Raw genomic sequence first — 21,170 nt, forward strand, 5'->3', positions numbered from 1 at the left:
TCTTATTCATCCTCATTATCCCATCCATCATCCCGGATAGCATCTTTATCATATGGTAGAACAATCGTGAAAGTAGAACCTTTTCCATATTCACTCTTGGCCCAAATAAATCCATTGTGCTGCTTGATAATTTCCTTCGCAATGGCAAGCCCTAAACCAGTCCCACCCTGGGCGCGACTACGGGCTTTATCCACACGATAAAAGCGGTCAAAAATACGAGGGAGGTCCTTTTTAGGAATCCCTAAGCCCTCATCCGAAATCGAAATAATCAACTGGGCATCCGTTGTTTTCATCCCCACACGAATTTCCCCACCATCTGGGGAATATTTAATGGCGTTATTTAAGATATTGTCTAAGACCTGCGTCATCTTATCTGTATCAATTTCAACCCAGACAGGAGAAATGGGATATTCACGAACAATATCATATTTCTTCTCTCCAGCCTGATTCTTCATCTTATCAAAGCGGTTCAAAATGAAGGTAATAAAAGCTGTAAAGTTGGTCAATTCAACATCCAATTGACTGGTTTCATTATCAATCCGTGAAAGACTCAATAAATCCGTCACCATCCGCATCATCCGGTTGGTCTCTGTCAAAGATACTTTAACAAATTCCGGTGCAACTGGATCAAAAATCGCTCCGTCATCCAAGGCTTCCAAGTAGGATTTGACACTGGTCAATGGAGTTCGGAGTTCATGACTAACGTTGGATACGAATAAACGACGCTCCCGCTCTTCCTTGTCCTGTTCAGTTGTGTCATGCAAAACGGCAACCAGACCAGAAATAAAACCAGACTCTCTCCGAATCAAGGCGAAGCGAACCCGTAAAGAGATGTACTCCCCATTTTCATCCTGCGAATCGATCGTCAGTTCCGGAACATTGGTAATCAAGTCACGCAGTTCATACTCTTCACTAATGCCAAGCAAATCCAGAATACTAGTGTTCATGACCTCTTCGACCACGACATTGAGTTGTTTGGCAGCCATTTCATTAACCAGGATAATCTGTCCTCGACGATTGGTCGCTAAGACTCCATCTGTCATATAGGAAAGAATACTGGTCAAGCGCTTGGTTTCTTGCTCCAAATTTTCATGCGTCAAACGGATAACTTCTGATAAATCATTGATATTGTTGGAAATCTCTGTCAATTCAGGACCTCCTTGTAAATCAATAATATCTGAATATTCTCCGGTAATCAAACTCTTAATTTTATCATTCAACAAACGTAGCTTCATGTTATCCCGGCGATTTTCTAGGATCAGCAAGGCCACCACGATAATAAATCCAAGAGTGATTAATATAAAAACAAAATTATAAGAGGTCATGACTTCTTTGATGTGATTAATCATTGTTTCTCATATAGTAACCGACACCGCGGCGCGTTAAAATATACTCCGGACGACCTGGAATATCTTCGATTTTTTCACGCAAACGTCGAATCGTTACGTCCACTGTCCGAACATCTCCAAAATAATCGTAGCCCCAGACTGTTTCCAGTAAATGCTCACGGGTCATGACTTGCCCTACATGGGTCGCCAAGTGATAGAGCAACTCAAATTCGCGATGGGTCAGCTCGAGCTCTTTGCCTTTTTTCTGAGCAAGGAAGGCATCCGGAATGATTTTCAAATCACCAATCACAATATCTGAATCTGATATAGACTCTGTCTGTGATTCTACCGTTAGTTCTGTCCGACGCAACAAAGCTTTTACGCGAGCTTGAAGCTCACGATTTGAGAATGGCTTAGTCACATAGTCATCCGCACCAATTTCAAGACCGATAACCTTATCAAATACGGTATCTTTAGCAGATAGGACAATAATCGGTACATTACTGGTCTTTCGAATGGTACGCGCTACTTCCAAACCATCAATTTCAGGAAGCATGAGGTCCAGAATCAAAATATCTGGGTTCTCAGCTTCGAAAACAGCCAGTGCTTCTTTCCCATCGAAGGCAGTCAAGACTTCATAACCTTCTTTCACCATATTGAATTTTATAATATCCGAAATCGGCTTTTCATCATCTACAACAAGAATTTTCTTCATACATGTACCTACTTCTATTTTTTCTTTGCTTCTTCAAATCTCTTTCCTTTCATTATAGCAAATTTCTTTTAAAAATGGGAGTTATACTTTGATTTGTAAAGAAAGAGAAAGAAAAAGGTTATGCAATGGAAAAATGATATCTAGATAATAGAAGCCACTCGAACAGCACTTAACCATCCACATAAAAGAGGCTGGGACAAAAGTCCTAGCCTCTCAATTGTCTTTGGATTGTCGAGCAAGACGCAGTGGTTGAGTGGGCTCTACTACGCTGATTTCATCAGCTTTTACAGCCCTACTCAACTGTGCGGAGGTGGGACGACGAAATCGAATTCTAACGAATGACCGATTTCTGTCCCACTCTCTTCTATCTTTTATTTTTCAACACGTGATTTATTTGCGATATCAGCAAGAATCAATTCGACAAATGCATCTACCGGCATGGTTTCTGTTTCTTTTTGACCATAACGGCGAACGTTGACGGCTTGCTCTTCCATTTCCTTGTCACCAACGATCAATTGGTAAGGAATCTTTTGCGTTTGTGAAGCCCGGATCTTGAATTGCATTTTCTCATTGCGTTCATCCACATCGGCACGAACCCCACGGTCACGAAGTTTCTTCGCTACTTCCCATGCGTAGTCCACATGTTTTTCATTAGAAACTGGGATAAGGGTTACTTGGTGTGGTGCTAGCCATGTTGGGAAGGCACCCTTGTAGTTCTCAATCAAGATAGCTGTGAAGCGTTCCATAGTTGAAATAACCCCACGGTGGATCATAACTGGACGGTGCTCTTCACCATCAGCTCCGATGTATTTAAGGTCGAAGCGTTCTGGAAGCAAGAAGTCAAGCTGGATTGTAGAAAGAGTTTCTTCTTTACCAAGAGCTGTCTTAACCTGGATATCCAATTTTGGACCGTAGAAGGCAGCTTCCCCTTCTGCTTCAAAGTAGTCTACGCCCATTTCATCAAGTGCTGCACGAAGCATAGTTTGGGCATTTTCCCACATCTCATCGTTGTCAAAGTACTTGTGGGTATCTTGAGGGTCACGAAGTGAGAGACGGAAGCGGTATTCAGTCAAGTTGAAGTCTTCATAAACATCGATAATCAACTGAAGGGCACGTTGGAATTCTTCTTGGATTTGTTCTGGAGTCACAAAGAGGTGACCATCGTTAAGAGACATTTCACGTACACGTTGAAGACCTGTAAGGGCTCCAGATTTTTCGTAACGGTGCATCATACCGATTTCAGCGATGCGGATTGGCAACTCACGGTAAGAGTGAACATGGTGTTTGAAGACTTGGATGTGGTGCGGGCAGTTCATTGGACGAAGAACAAATTCTTCACCGTCACCCATATCCATAGTTGGGAACATATCTTCTTGATAGTGATCCCAGTGACCAGAAGTCTTGTAAAGTTCTACAGAAGCAAGTGGTGGAGTATAGACGTGTTGGTAGCCTGAAGCCAACTCTTTGTCAACGATATAACGTTCTAATTCACGACGAATGGTCGCACCATTTGGCAACCAGAATGGAAGTCCTTGTCCAACTTCTTGAGAAATCATGAAGAGGTCAAGCTCTTTACCAAGTTTACGGTGGTCACGCTCTTTGGCTTCTTCACGCATTTGAAGGTAGTTTTTCAAGTCTTTCTTATCAAACCAAGCTGTACCGTAGATACGTTGCATCATCGCGTTGTCGCTATTTCCACGCCAGTAAGCACCTGCTACATGGAGAAGGTGGAAGATTTGGATACGACCAGTTGATGGGACGTGAGGTCCACGGCAAAGGTCCACATATTCACCTTGACGATAGATGGTCAAACCGCCTTCATCTTCAGAGTGCTCTTCAATCAATTCTAACTTGTAAGGGTCGTTTTTGAAGATTTCACGTGCTTCATCCTTGCTCACTTCCTCACGGATAGATGGGAAGTTTTCTTTAACGATTCTTTGCATTTCTTCTTCGATACGAGGAAGGTCTTCGTTAGAAATTTGACCAGCTTGGTTATCTGTATCGTAGTAGAATCCATCCTCAATCGCTGGCCCAACACCCAAGTGGATGTCTGGGAAAAGGCGACGAGCAGCTTGAGCGAACAAGTGGGCTGCTGAGTGGCGCAAGATTGGAAGGGCATCTTCGTGATCAGGTGTCACGATTTCGATGCTTCCATCTTCAGTGATCGCACGAGTCGTGTCGATGAGTTTGCCGTTGAATTTACCAGCAAGAGCTTTTTTAGCTAGGGAATTGCTGATGGATTGAGCAATTCCAAAAGTTGTAACGCCAGATTCGAATTCACGAACAGCGCCATCTGGGAAAGTAATCTTAATCATGATGTTCTCCTTATATTGGTTATCTATTATTTCTAAAACAGAAGTGTTTCCTTATTTTGTAGTCTTAAATCAAGAAAAACAAAAAGCGACATCCAAAAAGGACGTCGCAACGTGGTTCCACCTTCATTTATGACACTCAAAAAGAGTCTCACCTCTGATTGGCTCTAACGTGGCCACCGTTTTATGTTTGCATAAAAGTATCTCGAGTAGTCCCAAATCCATCCTCTACGCGATTTCCAGCTCCACGCGCTCTCTATCAGATTTCCTAGATTTGATATGTCTCTGACTAGTATTATAGCACGATTGAAAATTTTTGCAAGAGAAAAAAACTCCCATCCAATAAGGAAGAAGCCCTTCTTTAGGCCCCCTGCTTATTGGATAAAGGCTAATCCAACAACTTGGTGATATGACGAATTTTCTTGACCTGTTTAAAAGATCCCTTCATGATTCGCACAGACCCATTCACTGGCATAGCGATGACCTTTTGTGGAATTTTCACAATGGACTTGGTTACCCGTTTGGTACGACTTTCCTCAGGATGACGCTCATTATAAAAATCTTTCGAAATAATGGCGTCTAGATAGAACTCATAGACCCTGCGACCAAAGTTTGTAGAAGAAATTTCATACAGCTTCTCCTCCCACTTAGCCTCATCCTTCTCTGGGGTGGCTATAGTAGCTTCTAGAATAGCTGCAGCCAAATCTTCTTCCTGATCATACAAGATTCCGAACATCCGATCATTGATCACATTATCTAAATAAGGATTTTTCTGAGCAATTAAGGGGGTCCCACTAGCGATGCTCTCCAGATAAGTAAGACCTTGCGTCTCACTCGTTGAAGCAGAAATGAAGAAATCTGCCGCCTTATAGTAAAGGGCTGTTTCGTTCGGTGGAATCATCCCTGTGAAGATCACAGCCTGTTCGATGCCTAAATTTTGCACCTGTTTTTTCAAATCCCCTAAATAAGGCCCATCTCCTGCCACAATCAATTTAATATGCGCATTTTCTTCTAAGACTTCAGGCAGGGCAGCAATGACCGCTTGGATATTTTTTTCATAAGAAACCCGTGACAAGCTCAAGAGCATGGTTTCACCCTCTTGAATTCCTAATTTTTTACGAAGGGCTTGCGTTTCTACTTGCGTGATTTCAGGTCGTTCAAACTTTGCCAACTCAATTCCTGTTGGAATAATCCGTTTCTCAGCCTTGACCTTGTATTTTAGCAAGAGGTCATAGACAATCTCACTCGGACAGATCACCCCATCCAAGTCATTCATATACCCACGGACGATGTATTTGACCATACTTGGTCGGATAACCATCCCCTTAGCAATATAACGCACGTAATCTTCATACTGGGTATGATAGGTATGAATCACTGGGATTCGAAGCTCCTTAGCAATCCAAACCCCGAGTAGTCCTAAAGAAAACTCTGTCTGTGTATGGATCATATCCAGTTTGTATTGTTTGGCAATGGCCAAAGCCTTGGTAAAGCCGCGATAAGCAATCCGCCGATCCTTAAAAGCAAAGAAAGGGATACTTGGAATGCGGATAATTTGCCAGTCCTCATAGCGGTTGACATCCTTATCCGTCGTCGTAAAGATAAAAACAGTATGTCCCAACTTCTCCAATTCTGTTTTAAGGGTTCGAATACTGGTCGCAACCCCCGATACCTGCGGAAAATAAGTATCTGTAAATAATCCAATACGCATATTACATCTCCAATACCTGCTGATAAGCTTTGACTAGTTGATCGGCTACCAAATCAATTGAGCGGCTTTGAGCGACCTGGTCTCCCGCATCTCGCTTATCCACTTGACCAGACAAGACTTTTTCAAGAGAGTCCACAAACTCATCCACTGAATGACACAATTCTGCTGACTCTTGGTCCACCCAACCATGATAAACTGGAATATCCCGGAGAACGACATGCTGGTGACCCGCTAAGGCCTCTAGGACAACAATTCCTTCCGTTTCCTCGTAAGACGGGAAGAAGAAGGCATCCGCACCTGTCATGGCCCCTTGGAATACAGCTCCCTTAAAATAGCCAGGGAATTCAACATTGCTCGGATGATCTTTCTCGACCAGACGACGAATAGCCCGAGGAATCAACCATTTATTAATCGACCCCAACCAAATAAAGCGGACATCTGGCATCCGACGAGCCACTTCTACAAAGTCTTCAATCCCTTTTCGTCTAAAGTAGAGACCCGCACATAAAACGACCTTCTCTCCTTCTTGGATATTAAAGTGCTTCCGAAAAAACTCTTCTTTTTTGGGATCTTTTTTATATTTAGACAAATCAATCCCATTAGAAACAGCGACAATTGGAGTCTTGACCCCGTAGGACTGAATCAGTTGTTTCGAATACTCTGAAGGGGTAATAATAAAATCGGCTTTTTTATACATATGAGCCAAATATTTGCCAAATAAGGGAGCAAACAAATTGGATCCGATAAAGGAATTTTGGAAATCTTCCCGTGTGGAATGCCCATGCATAATGACCTTTTTCCCCCGACGTTTGGCAGCATGTAAGAGTAACAAACTCCGAGGACCATAGGTATTAATATGGACCACATCATAATCTCCTAAAATATCTGTCGTATAGGGAATCCCAGCCAAATCCAAGGCATGCATCTGATGTTGGAGGGCACGGCCAATCCCTGATTTTTGTAAAACGGATTTTCCTTCAAGATACAGTAAAACTTTCATACCCTCTATTATACCTGATTTGGCAGACCCCTTCAAGTTTTACCGGAGATTCATGCAGAGACAAGAAAAAAGGAAGCCTTGGCTTCCTTTTGTTTTTACTTCTTCGTAGTCCCACGATGATTGATGGTATGGGCAAGAAGAACTTCTCTTTCTTCCAATTCTTCCTTATGCATAATTTTTGTCAGCATCCGCATACTGATAGCCCCCAAATCATAAAGTGGTTGGCCAACAGTTGAAAGATTTGGACGAGTGTAGCGTGTAATTTGTGAATCATCACTGGTAATCAACTCAAAATCTTCCGGTACGTTCACACCTTGATCAGCTAGACCATTAAGCAAACCTGCTGCCAATTCATCCCCAGTTACAAAGGCTGCTGTTGCTTTAGATGCAATGATGCGTTCAGCCAAGTTATAGCCTTCTTCATAGCGGTACTTAGACTCAAAGACCAAGCCTTCACTGTAAGACAATTTTTTTGCTTTCAAAGCATCTTTGTAGCCAGCCAAGCGAATCTTACCGTTGATATCATCTACTAATGGTCCACTTACAAAAGCAATCTTTTTATTTCGTTTAGCCAATAGTGTAACCGCGTCTACTGTCGCTTGCTTGTAATCGATATTGACACTTGGCAATTGATGTTCGACATCAACTGTCCCAGCAAGGACCACCGGTGTCCGAGAACGAGAGAATTCTGAACGAATCTTTTCTGTCAAGTGATAACCCATGAAGATAATCCCATCGACCTGTTTTGAGAAAAGAGTATTGACAACAGAAACTTCTTTATCATCGTCTTCATCGCTGTTGGCAAGGACGATGTTGTACTTGTACATTTCAGCAATGTCATCGATCCCCTTTGCCAGAGTAGAGAAATAACTATTGGTAATATTTGGAATCACAACACCTACCGTTGTGGTTTTCTTACTCGCAAGTCCACGAGCTACTGCATTCGGACGATAGTCCAAACGTTCAATGACTTCCAATACTTTTTTACGAGTATTTTCCTTAACGTTCTTATTTCCGTTCACGACACGGCTAACAGTCGCCATTGAGACACCCGCCTCTCGGGCAACGTCGTAAATGGTTACAGTATCGTCTGTATTCATATTACTTCCTTTCTTTATTGAAAATTTCGTTTTCAGTCTTCTATAACAACTATTTTATCACTTATTGTAAACACTTTCAAGCATTTTAACATCTTTTTGCAAACTCTTGATTTTTTAGGGAAAATCTGACAAAATATTATCAATAGAAAGAAGGTAGCTTATGTCTAAATTAGATCAAATTGTAGCATTTCTTGAAACCGAAAAAACGGATGTTGCTGTTGTATCCGATCCTGTCACCATCAATTACCTAACTGGATTTTACAGTGATCCTCACGAGCGTCAGCTCTTCTTGTTCGTTTATCCAGACCATGAACCACTTCTTTTTGTCCCTGCTCTTGAGGTAGAACGGGCGACTGCAGTTGTGGATTTCCAAGTGGTAGGGTACGTGGATTCTGAAAATCCTTGGGAAAAAATCAAAGGGGCTAGCGCTAATCCAGAAGCCAAAAAGGTCGCTTTGGAATTTGATAATTTGATTTTGACCAAGTACCATGGGCTTCGTTCAGTCTTTGAACAAGCAACATTTACCAATCTCAGCCCTCGGATTAACCGCATGCGCTTGATTAAATCTGCTGATGAGATCCAAAAGATGTTAGTTGCTGGTCAATATGCGGATAAGGCTGTCAATATGGGATTTGACGCCATCTCACTGGATAAAACAGAAACTGATATCGTCGCAGAAATCGACTTTGGCATCAAACGCTTGGGCTATGAAATGAGCTTTGAAACTATGGTCTTGACTGGTAATAATGCAGCCAACCCACACGGCATCCCAGGAAGCAACAAAATTGAAAAAGATGCTCTTCTTCTCTTCGACTTGGGCTGTATGGTGAATGGCTATGCTTCAGATATGACGCGAACCGTTGCGGTTGGAAAACCCGATGACTTTAAAAAAGAAATCTACCACTTGACTTTAGAAGCTCAACAGGCTGCTCTAGATATGATCAAACCAGGTGTAACGGCGCATGAAATAGACCGTGCTGCCCGAAGCGTCATTGAAAAAGCAGGATACGGCGAATACTTCAACCACCGCCTCGGACACGGTATCGGAATGGATGTGCATGAATTCCCTTCTATCATGGAAGGAAATGACATGGTCATCGAAGAAGGCATGTGCTTCTCAGTCGAACCAGGCATCTACATCCCTGGAAAAGTCGGAGTTCGGATTGAAGACTGTGGCTATGTCACAAAAGATGGCTTTGGTCTCTTTACCGAAACCAGCAAAGACTTGCTCTATTTTGATTAAGTTAGATAATAAGGAGATTGTTGTATGATTGTTTGGCGTGGTAAAGGCTTGCTCGTTCCCCTTGCTCTTATGATTGGAGGAGCTTTGGCGAATATGATTTATTCCTTCCTGCATCTTAATGTAAATAAGAGTACAGATAGTATCATCTTAGGATGTATGTTGGGAATTCTTGCTGCAGCAGTCAATTATTTGCTAACAAAGAAATTTGTTTCCGATCAAGTTCGATATATGATTGATGAGGAAACAGGGCAACGCATTGCTTTCCGCGATCGTTCTTCCTTCATGTTCATTCCTAATCGTTACTGGACATGGATTTTTGCAATTGGATTTATTCTAGTCAGCTTCGTAGCCCTAGTGAAGTAAAGCTAGAAGGAGTGTTGCTATTTTACTCAATGAACACAAAACGTCCTTTCAGTCTATACTAGAAGCTTTTTTACTTCAAGTTTCTTACAGACTCAAATCAAGAAACGGTTGCTAGCTCCATCTGTTTCTTGGTTTGCTCCACCACTTCTTTGAGGCTGGTCTGAGCCATTTCCTTTTCCATGGCCAATTGAATCTTTTCCAGCTTCCCATCTAAAACACCATGGATACTATTTCCAATCGGACAAGCTGGATTTGGATGCTCGTGGAAACCAAATAATTGACCAGTCTTCCCAAGGCATTCAACCGCCTGGTAGATATCTAACAAACTAATGGCTTCCAATTCTTTGGCCATCTCGGCCCCACCTGTTCCACGCGCTACATGGATCAAGCCTGCCTTTTTTAATTGAGACAAGGTTTTCCGAATAATGACCGGGTTCACCCCAACACTGCCAGCAATCATATCACTGGTCACCTTGGTACAATCTCCTTTTAAAGCAATCATGACTAATACATGGGTTCCAATGGTAAAACGACTTGAAATTTGCATGGATACTCCTCTCTTCCATCTAGATAGGGATGTCTTAAACTGGATCTAAAGCCATCAGTAACTAGATACATTTACTCTTCCGACGTTAAAGTTCTTTCTTTTAGTCTATTATACCCTTATTTGTTGTAATGTCAACTGTTACACTAGTTGAAAAAATCTCTCAACCATGCGTCTACTTCTACATTGTGTCCCTCTCGCTGGGCTATTTCATGTAGAAGCTCCTGATTATGGGTATGGTGAATCCCATTGACTAAACTTTCATAGTAAACTTGGAAGTAAGGTAGTTTCAGATCCTTAGCGAGTTTGAGTTCTTTCTCAATGTCATAGGACACCCGCCGAAAGTCAACATCTTTCAAACCCGATTCATCAAACTCTAGAATAGCATACATGGCCCGGAGATCCTTTCGAAGATTGGCTTGCAAAAAGAAGGGCTGGCCGATAGAACCTGGATTCAAGATGAGCTCTCCACCACTTCCATATCGGAAAAACTGCTGATGGATATGGCCATAGACTGCTATATCACAAGGGGGATTGCTTACGAGGCAATCAAAATCTTTCTGGTCTCCTATATGGATCAATTCTCGTCCCCAGTTTTTGTCCGGCAAATGATGAGTGATGCCCACTCTTAAGCCAGAAACCTCCCGATGCACTTGCATGGGCAGACTTTGCATGGCCTCTATTTCTTCTGGACGAATTTCTTCTAAGATATACTGACAATGGCGCATCAAATAACGGTGACTAGCCCTTGATGGATCCAGCATCCCCTTCATCGCTCGCCACAAGCTATCTTCCCAATTTCCTAAAATCTGTACGGTGATAGGCAATTCTTCAAGTAGGTTCAAAAGATGTCGTCTACCAGTCCCCGGCATAAGGACATCCCCTAATAACCAGTATTCTTCTACACCTGCCCGCTTGGCATCTTTAAGCACAGCCTCTAAAGCAGTTGTATTCCCATGTATATCCGAAAGCAAAGCAATTTTTATCATGTCTCTTCTCCTTTTCTCATTATACCAAAGCTATTAAAAACTTCCACCCTAGGGTAGAAGTTTATTTTCTATTCAACAGATTTCAAAGCCTCCAGCATGTCTACCTTGCGTAGATGGTGATTGACCAAGATTCCTAAGCTAGCTAGGATCAGAATGACACCAACAATAGGATAAAGATAGACACCAAGAGCTACTCGTGGATAAAAGAGAATGGCATCTGGGGCTATCATGGCAATCAAGAAGCGATGGAGATAATAGCCTCCTACCAAGCCCAATCCTATCCCAACAAGAGATAAAAGGATGGTTTCTCGATATATATAAAGTGTGACTTCTTGATGATGAAAACCTAATACCTTTATGGTTGATAACTCACGGATTCGTTCTGCAACATTGATATTGGTTAAATTGTATAAAATAACAATCGCCAGCAAAATAGATACTAGAACTAAAATCATCATGGTCTTATTCAATGATTGGGCTACGGAATGAAAGAGAGAAATCAAGGAAGTGTTTTGCGTGACAGCAAGCACGGCTCCATCTTCCATCATGTCCCGACTGACCTTCTGGACCGACTGATGCGAAGGTGACTGTAATCGGACCAAATAGGCATTCTTCTTAGCCTTTTTTCCATAGATCTTCTGATAACTTGCTTGATTCATATAGACGAAATGGCCTACATAATTTTCAGTAATCGCAGCTACCCTAATCTTATGACCATCTATCCGCAAGTCATCTCCAACGCCCACCTTGGCCAGCTGCGCTAATTTGCTGGTAATTACCGCCCCATTGGATAGGTCGAGTCTTCCCCCTTCTGAGCGGAGACTGATAAAAGGTTCCAAGCTGTCTTTAGAGGACACCATTAAGGTCATGCTTTGTTTTCCACGTCCGGAAGGATAAGAAGCCTCCACTTGTTTTGTAAAAATGGCTTCTGTCTCTTTTATATCTGCTTGCTTCAAGCGCTTCTTCAAGGATTCTTCCTCTTCGTCTGTCAGGCTGGATTTGGTCGAGAGAATCATATCGTACTTGAGGATTTCCCCAAACTGGCGTTGGGGTACTCCACCGACTGAGGATTGAATCCCCAAGCCCGCAAAAAGAAGAGCAACCGAACCGGCAACACCAAATATGGTCATCACCATCCGCTGTTTATAGCGAAAAATATTTCTAGCGGTCACCTTTTGGGTGAAACTCAGACGTTTCCACAAAAACGGTAGCCGTTCGAGCAAAATACTGGATCCGGAAACTGGCGGTTTTGGAAGGAGGAGGTGACTGGCTTCTTCCTTCAACTCTCTCTTAGCGACTAGATAAGCTGGAAAGACGCTAGAAAGAAGGGAGAGCCCCAAGGCTAATAAGCTATAGGACCCATAAAAATACTGTTGACTAGTTCCTACGACCATCCCCTGCGTAATAATTTGCGAAATGGTTCCAGATAAAACATAATGACCGAGAAGAGTTCCGATGCCTGTCCCAACTGTTCCAGCAACCAAGCCATACAAGAGAAACTTTGCTAAGATATCTTTCGTTCGATAGCCCAAGGCTTTGAACAAGCCCGCATGGCTCCGTTCTTCATCAACAAAACGAGTCATGGTCGTAAACGTGACCATGGCAGCGACTGCGTAGAGTACCACAGGAAATAGATTGCCTACTGCGGAGATACTGGCACTGGCATTACTATACATGAGGTAACCCTGGCCACCTGGAATGGTTTTTCGATCATAGACATGATAGTTTGGTTGCTCTAGATTTTTCAGATCTTCCTTGGCCTTTTCCAGGTCCTTCTGTTTAGTTGCTAGTTCCGATTCACCTGTCTGAATGTTGACCAATTGCTGATCTAGTTGCTTTTGAGCTTCTGCCAACTTGAGTCGCCTTGTTTCTATTTCTTCCTTGGGCAAGAGTGTAGACAGTTGATTCAGTTTATTGGATTGCTCCGTTAGTTGTGTCTGTGCTTGACCTGCCTTTTCGCGTGCGTCTGCTAACTGTTTGTTGGCAGCATCAAGTTCTTCTTGCCCTTTTTGGATCTTTTGTTTCCCATCAGCCTGCAACTTTCGATAGCGCTCCTGACCATTTCCAGCTAAGAGTTCTTCCAGGTCCTTTTGATGGGAGACCAGACGATCTTGATAGCTAGTTGAGAATGGATTGAACCCCCTCAAATCATCAAACCGAATCCGAGCAAGGCTATAAACAGGACTAGTAAAGGCATCTTTTGAGAGGACGCCATAGGCATCCAAGGAACCACTCCCACTTGTAGCTTGGCCCAAGTCTTTTTCGGACCACATCTCAGCAGACTTTACAAAGCCAACAATTCGATAGTTTTTTGTCTTTAAAACAGATGGACTTCCAGCTTTTTCATGTATCCTTAGCTGATCCCCAATCTGGTAACGATCTTTCCAAAACGCTGCTAGAGCGACCTCATCTTCCTTCTGCGGAAGCCGCCCTGCAGCCAGCTGAAAGCGTGAGATGGTTTCTGGAGTGGAAAAAAGTCGAACAGCTTCGTCCTTTCCGTCAATCGTCACATCTGTCAGGTAGGAAAACTCCAAGCTGGCCCCCGTCAATCCTTGTAGCTCTTCTTGGTCAGTCTTATCCAAACCAAGATCTCCCATGACAGCTAGGTCCAGCATCTCTTGTTGGTCTATAAAGCGCTGGGCAGTCCGATGCATATTTGGGGTCGTTACTTTTAAACCGACCAGAGCTAAGGTACCCAGCATCATCAGCGTTAAAATGGACAAAAAGCGCCCTTTGGAACTGGTAAAGGAATGACATAGATCTTTCCAATATACTTTTCGCTTCATGAACAACCTCCCTAATACTCTAGGCTATCGATATCTAACGGAGATTTATGGATGGTCACGGTTTTTACTTGGGCATCATGCATCTGAATGACGCGATCTGCTATTGGTGCTAAGGAAGCATTATGGGTGACGATGATCACTGTTGCTCCTTTCTTACGAGACATGTCCTGAAGAATTTTTAAAACCTGTTTGCCGGTTTGGTAATCCAAAGCCCCTGTTGGTTCATCACAAAGGAGAATCTTAGGATTCTTTGCCACTGCGCGTGCAATAGCCACCCGTTGTTGTTCCCCACCAGATAACTGGGCTGGGAAGTTGTTCATTCGCTCTCCCAATCCAACCTCTCGCAAGACTTGTTCAGGATCTAGGGCGTCAGAAACAATTTCAGATGCTAGCTCAACATTTTCCTTGGCCGTCAAATTGGGAATGAGATTATAAAACTGAAAAACAAAGCCAACATCATTTCTGCGATAATCCGTTCGTTGGTGTGATGAGAAACTTGAGATGGCTTTCCCATCCACCAGAACCTCTCCTTCATCATTGGTATCCATGCCTCCCAAAATATTGAGAAGGGTTGATTTTCCTGCGCCTGATGCTCCCAAAATGATGACCAATTCGCCTTTCTCAATTTCAAAAGTAACATCTTTATTGGCAATGATGTGAGTCTCACCTGTTTGATAGCACTTGTAACTATGTTTCATCTCAATATAAGCCATATTTCTTCTCCCACTTAAACACAAGTTCCTATCTTTATTATAGTCCTTTTTCACGGGAAGACCAAGGATAATCAATCTATGAAAACGACTAAAATTCCTGGAATGAACAAGCTCTTGACAATCATAAACTTATGGAGAAATCTGGACTATAAACTAATACTTTTCTATGCAAAAATAGACAATGAATAGGCTTGATCTTATCTAGTTCAAGAGAGAGAATTCTCCAAGCATCATCTGACCTCCTTTTCTTAGTTTGTGATATAATAACAAATATATTCGAATTATTTAATTGGTTTAGATAACTGATATTTCAAGTTTTTTCTTGTTTTTTTATATAATAGCCCCTTTGAAAGTAGAGCTGGGAAAAAATTTTATAATCCTGCCAAAGTGGCTTTCACAGTATAAGAACAAGACCCGATTTTAAGCTATTTAGACTTATAGAATGATACTAAAATTTTATTCTGTTGAGGAATAAATTTGATTTCTGTATAATATGATGATTAGTGAACAATAATTTATACCAAACTACATGATAAAGGAGGAACTATGACCCGAAAAAAGAGAAAAACGAATTCTAAAAATGCTATCCGAAGTGCCCTATCACGCCTACTTCTTGAACAATCACTTGAGAGTCTTACCATTAGCCAATTAACAAAAGAAGCCGGCATTAATCGAGGGACATTCTATCTCCATTATGTAGACAAACAAGATATGTTCAACCAACTAAAATCTGAACTATTAGGCGAGTTGGGAGAACTATTCGCTACAAGCACTGTCAATCGAGCAAATTTTCTTGCCTCCCTTCAATATATTCAAGATAATTATGATTTTATTTACGCCTTGATGCAGATGGATTACCAAGAGTTTCAGTTTCTAATGAAAAATTTCACCCTGCAACTTCTTGACGATACTCCACACGCCAAAGACCATTTGGTAAATAAATTCCAAGTTCCTTATAAGTATGCTGTTGAAATCTTTGCAGCTACGATTGAAGCAGTGATCACGAAATGGTTGTCAACTGGAGCAAAAGAAGAGCCGATCGAAATCGCAACTGTCGTATTAAGTGTTACTGACTTTACCACTTGGAACCAACCTATAACTGAATAAGAAAATGGAAAGTGGGACAGAAATCGATAATTCGTTAGAATTCGATTTCGTCGTCCCACCTCCGCACAGTTGAGTAGAGCTGTAAAAGCTGATGAAATCAGCGTAGTAGAGTCCACTCAACCACTGCGTCTTGCTCGACAATCCAAAGACAATTAAGAGGCTAGGACTTTTGTCCCACTCTCTTTTTTATTGCTAAGGCCAACTAGATGAAACACCAAAGCTCGCACAAGAATTATTTACCCAAGCATCAGAAATCGTTTTCTTTTTCTTCTATTTTTAGCTATAATATTTAGTACGGAATAAAATAGAAAAGAGGACCGTTTATGAAAAAGAAGAAACTTCTTTTACCGATCTTATTGCTTGCTCCTGCCTTCCTAGCTTCTCAGGTAGCTGCAGATGAGCAAACAGCTCCTGAAACTAGCCTTGAAGCAGCTCCTGCTTCAACAAATGCTACGGATGCTGCAACTCCTGCTTCAACAGAAGCTAGTACTGCTACTTCCGAAGGTGCTACAGAGAGTTCAGCTGAGTTGCCTGAAGCAAATATCCTACATACCAACGACGTTCATGGTCGGATCGTCGAAGAAAAGGGTGTGATTGGAGATGCTAAATTAGCCGCCGTCATCGATGAAGAACGGGCGAAAAATCCATCTACATTGGTCGTAGATGCTGGTGATGCCTTTCAAGGACTCCCGATTTCAAATAGTTCGAAAGGGGAAGAACGGGCGAAAATTTTGAACGAAATTGGCTACGATGCTATGGCAGTCGGAAACCATGAGTTCGATTTTGGTTTGGATGAGGCTAAGAAATACAAAGAAATCTTAAACTTTCCACTTCTCAGCTCCAACACCTACATCAACGGTGCTCGCTTATTTGAAGCTTCAACCATTGTCGATAAAGATAAGAATGTAGTTGGGGATGAGTTTGTCGTTATCGGTGTAACAACTCCTGAAACAGCTACTAAAACCCACCCTAAGAATGTCCAAGGTGTCACCTTCACGGATCCTATATCAGAAGTAAACAAGGTCATTGATGAAATTGAAGCACGTGCTACTGCTGAGGGCAAGACATACAAAAACTATGTTGTCCTTGCTCACTTGGGGGTAGATACTACTACACCAGTCGAATGGCGAGGATCTACCTTAGCTGAAGAACTTTCAAAAAATCCAAAACTGAAAGGTAAACGCGTCACCGTCATTGATGGACATTCCCATACGGTTCAATCAACCACTTATGGAGAAAACGTAACCTATAACCAAACCGGTAGCTACCTGAACAATATCGGCAAAATCACCTATCAAGCCAACCAATTGCTTGGAAATCCTCAACAAATTTCAGCTGCTTCAACAAAAAATGTAGTGCCAAATGCAAAAGTAGCTGCCATGGTCCAAAAGATCAAGGAACAATACGATGCCGAGAATGCAAAAATTGTTCGTGACAATAGTCCTGTAGAACTAAATGGTCAACGGGAAAATGTCCGTGTCCGCGAGACCAACCTTGGAAATGTCGTAGCGGATGCCCTCTACGAATATGGTCAAACCGGATTTAGTCATAAGACTAACCTCGCTGTAACTAACGGTGGAGGCTTGCGCGAAACCATTGCCAAAGATAAGCCAATCACTAAAGGAAGCGTCATTGCTGTTCTCCCATTTGGGAATACCATTTCTCAAATTAAAGTAACCGGTCAGAATATTGCTGATATGTTTACGAAATCTCTTGGATCTATTTTACAAGAAAAAGATGGCAAAACAGTTCTTGATGAAAACGGTCAACCCCTCCTTGAACCAAGCGGAGGCTTCCTCCAAGTTTCTGGAGCAAAAGTTTATTACGATACTAGCCTACCAGCTGAAAAACGCGTCCTCTATGTCGAAATTAAAAATCCAGAAACCGGTCAATATGAACCTCTCAACCTTGCTAAAGACTACTACTTGACTACCAATGACTTCTTAGCAGCAGGTGGGGATGGTTACACCATGTTAGGAGGAGCTCGTGAGGAAGGTCCTTCCATGGACGTTGCCTTTGCAGATTACCTTGCTAAGGCAGATCTCACAGCTTATGCAGTGATTAATCCAAATTCTCGTACAATCTCTCTTTCTGCTAGCAAAGATTCAGATGGAGATGGTGTGGCAGATATTGAAGAAATCAAACAGGGAACAGATCCTGCTGATCCAAAGTCCTACCCAGGAAGCAATGACCAACCAGTTATCCCATCTACCGGTAAAAATGAGCAACCAACTAATCCATCTACCGGTAAAAAGGATCAAACATATATTCCAGCTCTAGTTGGTACGAATTCTCCTAATCAACTAACTCACCAAACAAAGAATACTTTACCATCTGCTAAGGATGATAAACAGGTCGATGCCAGCAACTATCACTTGTCATTGACAGTCGCTAAAACATTCACAGCAGGCTCTGCTACCCTGCCAGAAACAGGAACAACTGACTCTCCTGCTATCTATATGCTCGCTCTGTTGACATCCGTCTTAGCCTTCTTTGGTCTAAAGAAAAAAGAAGAAAGCAAATAGAATCTAGAAAAAAAGCTTAGAAACAAAAGTTTCTAAGCTTTTTAATGTATGATAGCTACTGAATCTTTCCTTAGTTTTTCTTTAAAAGGGCTAGATTCGGTTTTTTATAAGCAAAGAGAACCACCTCAATAAAGGTTCCAACTTGGAAGGCAAAGAGCAAGCCTACCAAAATATTGATCCGATGATCTGTTTCATAGAATGGGGAGTTCCATAAGAAGTGATTCGCCACCGTGGAGACCACACACCAGAGACCAAAGAGCTTTTCTTTTTGTTTGGTGCTCTGAGATAAGATGAGAAAGGCTCCAACAGAGACAACAGCCGTGTAGACTGCATGAGATGCTAAGCCACCAGAAATACGGTTCACTGCCTCCGTTACTGCTGAGAGGTCTCCAGATCGTGTTTGACGCGCCACATAACCAAGGTCTTCAATGATTTGGAATCCGAGACCAGATCCAAAACCGGCGATTAAAATCGATTTCAAATCTTTACGACCCAAAATCAAGAGAATCCAGAAGGCCACTAGAGCTTTAAAAAATTCTTCAGCAAATGGGGCTGTCAAAGCATCTGTCCATTTATTAAAGGTACTAACATCCTGAATGAGATGACTATTAAAATGGTCAATTAGGCTGTTCCCTGAAAAACTGAGCCAGCCAGCAACAAAAGCACCGCCAAACATGGTAGCCCACAAAACAAGCAGGGGAACCTCAAATCTTTTTGCAAGTCCTTTAATAAAGAGATAAAGAGGAACGACAATCACTCCTAAAACGAGCAGGTTTAAAACCAAATCTCTCCCTGCTACTTGGCTAAACTCTTGTTGAGAGAGAAAACCTAGCTCAAACTCCATACCAATCCCTGCTAAGACCAGAAATAGGAAGAGCAATATTCGTTGAAACTTATTCATCCTTCTTACCTCCCTTTGCTTTCTTTGTTTTGATGAAGAAAACTCCTACACCGATCACTGTCACAAGGGCTAGGCCAATCGTGATGATGAAGTCATAGTCAAATGGTACCAAATTGATCTCTTCTTCTTGGTTTGCATCTTCTTCATCCGTTAAATCGTCAATGGCGCCTTGTCCATATTGAGCAATCACTTTTTCTTCTGCTTCTTGACGAATTTCTTGTAGACGATCAAAGGTCTTTTGCGCACGAGCCATGCTCGTTTCTGTCGCTTTTAGACTCGCCTGCTCTGGCTGTGAAGCGAGGGCAATTTGTTCTTGGTCACTGATTTCTTGCTCAGCCATCCATTGAGATTCTAAGCGTTCCATTTCGGTACGGATTGCTCCATCTCCAAATAAATCAGGATATTTAGCAACTAAATCATTGATCCGAGACATAGTCCAATACCAAGATTGGGGATTATAGGCTGTTCCTAATTCTTGATAAGCTTGATAAGTATTGGTGATGTTTCCATAGTATGGAAGATATGGGGCATTTCGTGGGCTTCCCATCGCTAACCACATGGTTCCCCCACCAGCACTATCAGGAACATTGTCCTTTAGTTGGAAAATATGGGCTTCCATAACATTCGGATTTGAAATCGGGTATTTATAGACTTCATCAAACTTCCCTTTTTCTGGGATCCCTTTTCCATCTAACTCCATTTGATCTTGTGGTTTGAAGTCTGTTCCTTCTAATCGATTGCGTTGGAGATTCATCGCATCTCGTAGCGTCAATTTCCGATCCGTTGTATGCATCAAGTCAAAATAGTCGTCATCATAGTTCACATCTGCATCTGGATCCAGTGATTTAATACCAGACCAAACACGAGAACGGTCCGCCTCATGCAAAGGGGGATTGTAGGATTGAGATACATGGAATTGGCCATCGATTTCTTTATAGGATCCTGCATCACGGGCAACTTTTTCAACATCCTTGGAGGCAATCGTCCGTTCTGTATTTGTAAAATCTACATGTCCTAAGAAGAAGGTGTTTGGGAAGACAGCATAGCGATCTTCTGGGAAGAGAATCGCTACATACTGGTGACCAGAAAGAATCTCCATGTACCAGATTCCTTCCTTGTCCGCAATCGTCACAATATTACCTTCTGCCGCCCCTTTTTCTTCCACAATTTTTGCAATTAGCTCGACTCCTTCACGAGCCGTTTTTACACTCGGAAGAACAACACTAGTGAGAGCAGACTCAGCCAATCCGTCCTCTACATAAGGATCGACCTTTTGAATCTTGTCATTTGCAGAAGCTGAGACAGTCGCTGAAATGGACACTCCATGCTCATTAAAACCAGCTTCATCAAATACACCCTGTTCTGGTGTCACATCTGGGACAGCTGTATATTTATAACTTACTTCAGGGAGCTCATACTTAAAGCCATTGGTTGCATCTTCAAAGACATCCCCTTTCTTGTTATAAGTTCGTTCTCGCACCACAAAGTTCTTATTGTGGTTCGGTTCTAAGTCCTCTGTACGTCCGTACAAAGCATTCCCATCTGCTGTTAATTTTTTTCCGATGATAAAACCTGTACAGGCCTCTACCGGTTGGGCAAAGAGGAAGAGAGCAGTGATCAAGCCCAAGGCTGATCGAGCATATCGTTTCTTCATATTGAACTCCTTTAACTAAATATTAACCGTATAACCTCTTTTAGTATACCTTTTGGTCCAAGGTTTGGCAAGCGCTTACAACTACTGTAACCAATTAGTAATCTATCTGAAAATTGTTTGAAATTCAAATTATCATACACCTTCTCAATCTACCTGTACAATAAAAAAACTCGGAACTT

The 21,170-nt window shown here is 42.1% G+C and carries 16 protein-coding genes and 1 pseudogene; 4 read left to right on the forward strand and 13 right to left on the reverse strand.

All coding sequences use genetic code 11. The annotated features are described in order from the left end of the window. Nucleotides 1–2: 2 nt before the first annotated feature. From vicK to ccpA, 7 genes and pseudogenes are all read right to left on the reverse strand, one after another. On the reverse strand, nt 3–1,349 hold the full coding sequence (gene vicK / locus N596_RS04315; protein ID WP_023027097.1) for a cell wall metabolism sensor histidine kinase VicK: 1,347 nt from the start codon (nt 1,347–1,349) through the stop codon (nt 3–5). After that, nucleotides 1,342–2,043, reverse strand: a complete 702-nt coding sequence (yycF, locus tag N596_RS04320; RefSeq protein ID WP_023027098.1) for a response regulator YycF — start codon at nt 2,041–2,043, stop codon at nt 1,342–1,344. Before yycF ends, vicK begins: the two co-directional genes overlap by 8 nt. Before the next feature lie 371 nt (nt 2,044–2,414). Beyond that, entirely contained in the window at nt 2,415–4,358 is a 1,944-nt protein-coding gene (gene thrS / locus N596_RS04325; RefSeq protein ID WP_023027099.1) for a threonine--tRNA ligase, read from the reverse strand. 32 nt (nt 4,359–4,390) lie between these two features. After that, nucleotides 4,391–4,580, reverse strand: a pseudogene (locus N596_RS10415) (hypothetical protein). Between the two features lie 163 nt (nt 4,581–4,743). Continuing rightward, entirely contained in the window at nt 4,744–6,066 is a 1,323-nt protein-coding gene (locus N596_RS04330) for a glycosyltransferase family 4 protein (protein ID WP_023027100.1), read from the reverse strand. A gap of 1 nt (nt 6,067) precedes the next feature. Continuing rightward, nucleotides 6,068–7,066: an LTA glycolipid anchor biosynthesis glycosyltransferase, IagA/BgsA family gene (locus tag N596_RS04335; RefSeq protein ID WP_042361181.1), complete on the reverse strand. Its 999-nt coding sequence runs from the start codon at nt 7,064–7,066 to the stop codon at nt 6,068–6,070. A gap of 95 nt (nt 7,067–7,161) precedes the next feature. Continuing rightward, entirely contained in the window at nt 7,162–8,166 is a 1,005-nt protein-coding gene (ccpA, locus tag N596_RS04340) for a catabolite control protein A (RefSeq protein ID WP_006595886.1), read from the reverse strand. Between the two features lie 160 nt (nt 8,167–8,326). Here ccpA and N596_RS04345 point away from each other — a divergent pair, with 160 nt between their 5' ends. Then, entirely contained in the window at nt 8,327–9,409 is a 1,083-nt protein-coding gene (locus N596_RS04345) for a M24 family metallopeptidase (protein ID WP_023023931.1), read from the forward strand. A gap of 24 nt (nt 9,410–9,433) precedes the next feature. Continuing rightward, the gene (locus N596_RS04350; protein ID WP_023023933.1) at nt 9,434–9,772 is read left to right on the forward strand and encodes a cytochrome o ubiquinol oxidase; all 339 of its coding nucleotides are present in this window, start codon (nt 9,434–9,436) and stop codon (nt 9,770–9,772) included. Nucleotides 9,773–9,869: 97 nt separating this feature from the next. On the opposite strand, the gene N596_RS04355 is transcribed toward N596_RS04350, so the two are convergent. The 4 genes from N596_RS04355 to N596_RS04370 all read right to left on the reverse strand — a co-directional run bounded on the left by N596_RS04355 (nt 9,870) and on the right by N596_RS04370 (nt 14,804). Next, nucleotides 9,870–10,319 carry an Rrf2 family transcriptional regulator gene (locus N596_RS04355; protein ID WP_023023935.1) on the reverse strand — a complete coding sequence of 150 codons (450 nt, stop codon included), beginning with the start codon at nt 10,317–10,319 and terminating at the stop codon, nt 9,870–9,872. Between the two features lie 143 nt (nt 10,320–10,462). Beyond that, nucleotides 10,463–11,305, reverse strand: a complete 843-nt coding sequence (locus N596_RS04360) for a metallophosphoesterase family protein (protein WP_023027102.1) — start codon at nt 11,303–11,305, stop codon at nt 10,463–10,465. Between the two features lie 68 nt (nt 11,306–11,373). Beyond that, nucleotides 11,374–14,091, reverse strand: a complete 2,718-nt coding sequence (locus N596_RS04365; RefSeq protein ID WP_023027103.1) for an FtsX-like permease family protein — start codon at nt 14,089–14,091, stop codon at nt 11,374–11,376. Nucleotides 14,092–14,102: 11 nt separating this feature from the next. Further along, nucleotides 14,103–14,804, reverse strand: a complete 702-nt coding sequence (locus N596_RS04370; RefSeq protein WP_042361184.1) for an ABC transporter ATP-binding protein — start codon at nt 14,802–14,804, stop codon at nt 14,103–14,105. 546 nt (nt 14,805–15,350) lie between these two features. On the opposite strand from N596_RS04370, the gene N596_RS04375 reads away from it, so the two are divergent. Both N596_RS04375 and nt5e read left to right on the forward strand, forming a co-directional pair. After that, nucleotides 15,351–15,911: a TetR/AcrR family transcriptional regulator gene (locus N596_RS04375; protein ID WP_023023946.1), complete on the forward strand. Its 561-nt coding sequence runs from the start codon at nt 15,351–15,353 to the stop codon at nt 15,909–15,911. Nucleotides 15,912–16,234: 323 nt separating this feature from the next. Continuing rightward, on the forward strand, nt 16,235–18,436 hold the full coding sequence (nt5e, locus tag N596_RS04380) for a cell surface ecto-5'-nucleotidase Nt5e (RefSeq protein ID WP_023023948.1): 2,202 nt from the start codon (nt 16,235–16,237) through the stop codon (nt 18,434–18,436). 70 nt (nt 18,437–18,506) lie between these two features. Here the strand turns inward: nt5e and N596_RS04385 are convergent, their stop codons facing one another. After that, on the reverse strand, nt 18,507–19,337 hold the full coding sequence (locus N596_RS04385; protein WP_023023951.1) for a PrsW family glutamic-type intramembrane protease: 831 nt from the start codon (nt 19,335–19,337) through the stop codon (nt 18,507–18,509). After that, nucleotides 19,330–20,991 (reverse strand): C69 family dipeptidase, encoded by a 1,662-nt coding sequence (locus N596_RS04390; RefSeq protein WP_023023953.1) that lies wholly within the window; start codon nt 20,989–20,991, stop codon nt 19,330–19,332. Before N596_RS04390 ends, N596_RS04385 begins: the two co-directional genes overlap by 8 nt. Nucleotides 20,992–21,170 lie beyond the last annotated feature (179 nt).

This window comes from Streptococcus ilei (genome assembly GCF_000479335.1).
Classification (GTDB): domain Bacteria; phylum Bacillota; class Bacilli; order Lactobacillales; family Streptococcaceae; genus Streptococcus; species Streptococcus ilei.

Excerpts from the sequence above, each read along its gene's own strand:
- vicK (WP_023027097.1), bottom strand. The coding sequence starts at position 1,349 with ATGATTAATCACATCAAAGAAGTCATGACCTCTTATAATTTTGTTTTT.
- yycF (WP_023027098.1), bottom strand. The coding sequence starts at position 2,043 with ATGAAGAAAATTCTTGTTGTAGATGATGAAAAGCCGATTTCGGATATT.
- thrS (WP_023027099.1), bottom strand. The coding sequence starts at position 4,358 with ATGATTAAGATTACTTTCCCAGATGGCGCTGTTCGTGAATTCGAATCT.
- N596_RS04330 (WP_023027100.1), bottom strand. The coding sequence starts at position 6,066 with ATGCGTATTGGATTATTTACAGATACTTATTTTCCGCAGGTATCGGGG.
- N596_RS04335 (WP_042361181.1), bottom strand. The coding sequence starts at position 7,066 with ATGAAAGTTTTACTGTATCTTGAAGGAAAATCCGTTTTACAAAAATCA.
- ccpA (WP_006595886.1), bottom strand. The coding sequence starts at position 8,166 with ATGAATACAGACGATACTGTAACCATTTACGACGTTGCCCGAGAGGCG.
- N596_RS04345 (WP_023023931.1), top strand. The coding sequence starts at position 8,327 with ATGTCTAAATTAGATCAAATTGTAGCATTTCTTGAAACCGAAAAAACG.
- N596_RS04350 (WP_023023933.1), top strand. The coding sequence starts at position 9,434 with ATGATTGTTTGGCGTGGTAAAGGCTTGCTCGTTCCCCTTGCTCTTATG.
- N596_RS04355 (WP_023023935.1), bottom strand. The coding sequence starts at position 10,319 with ATGCAAATTTCAAGTCGTTTTACCATTGGAACCCATGTATTAGTCATG.
- N596_RS04360 (WP_023027102.1), bottom strand. The coding sequence starts at position 11,305 with ATGATAAAAATTGCTTTGCTTTCGGATATACATGGGAATACAACTGCT.
- N596_RS04365 (WP_023027103.1), bottom strand. The coding sequence starts at position 14,091 with ATGAAGCGAAAAGTATATTGGAAAGATCTATGTCATTCCTTTACCAGT.
- N596_RS04370 (WP_042361184.1), bottom strand. The coding sequence starts at position 14,804 with ATGGCTTATATTGAGATGAAACATAGTTACAAGTGCTATCAAACAGGT.
- N596_RS04375 (WP_023023946.1), top strand. The coding sequence starts at position 15,351 with ATGACCCGAAAAAAGAGAAAAACGAATTCTAAAAATGCTATCCGAAGT.
- nt5e (WP_023023948.1), top strand. The coding sequence starts at position 16,235 with ATGAAAAAGAAGAAACTTCTTTTACCGATCTTATTGCTTGCTCCTGCC.
- N596_RS04385 (WP_023023951.1), bottom strand. The coding sequence starts at position 19,337 with ATGAATAAGTTTCAACGAATATTGCTCTTCCTATTTCTGGTCTTAGCA.
- N596_RS04390 (WP_023023953.1), bottom strand. The coding sequence starts at position 20,991 with ATGAAGAAACGATATGCTCGATCAGCCTTGGGCTTGATCACTGCTCTC.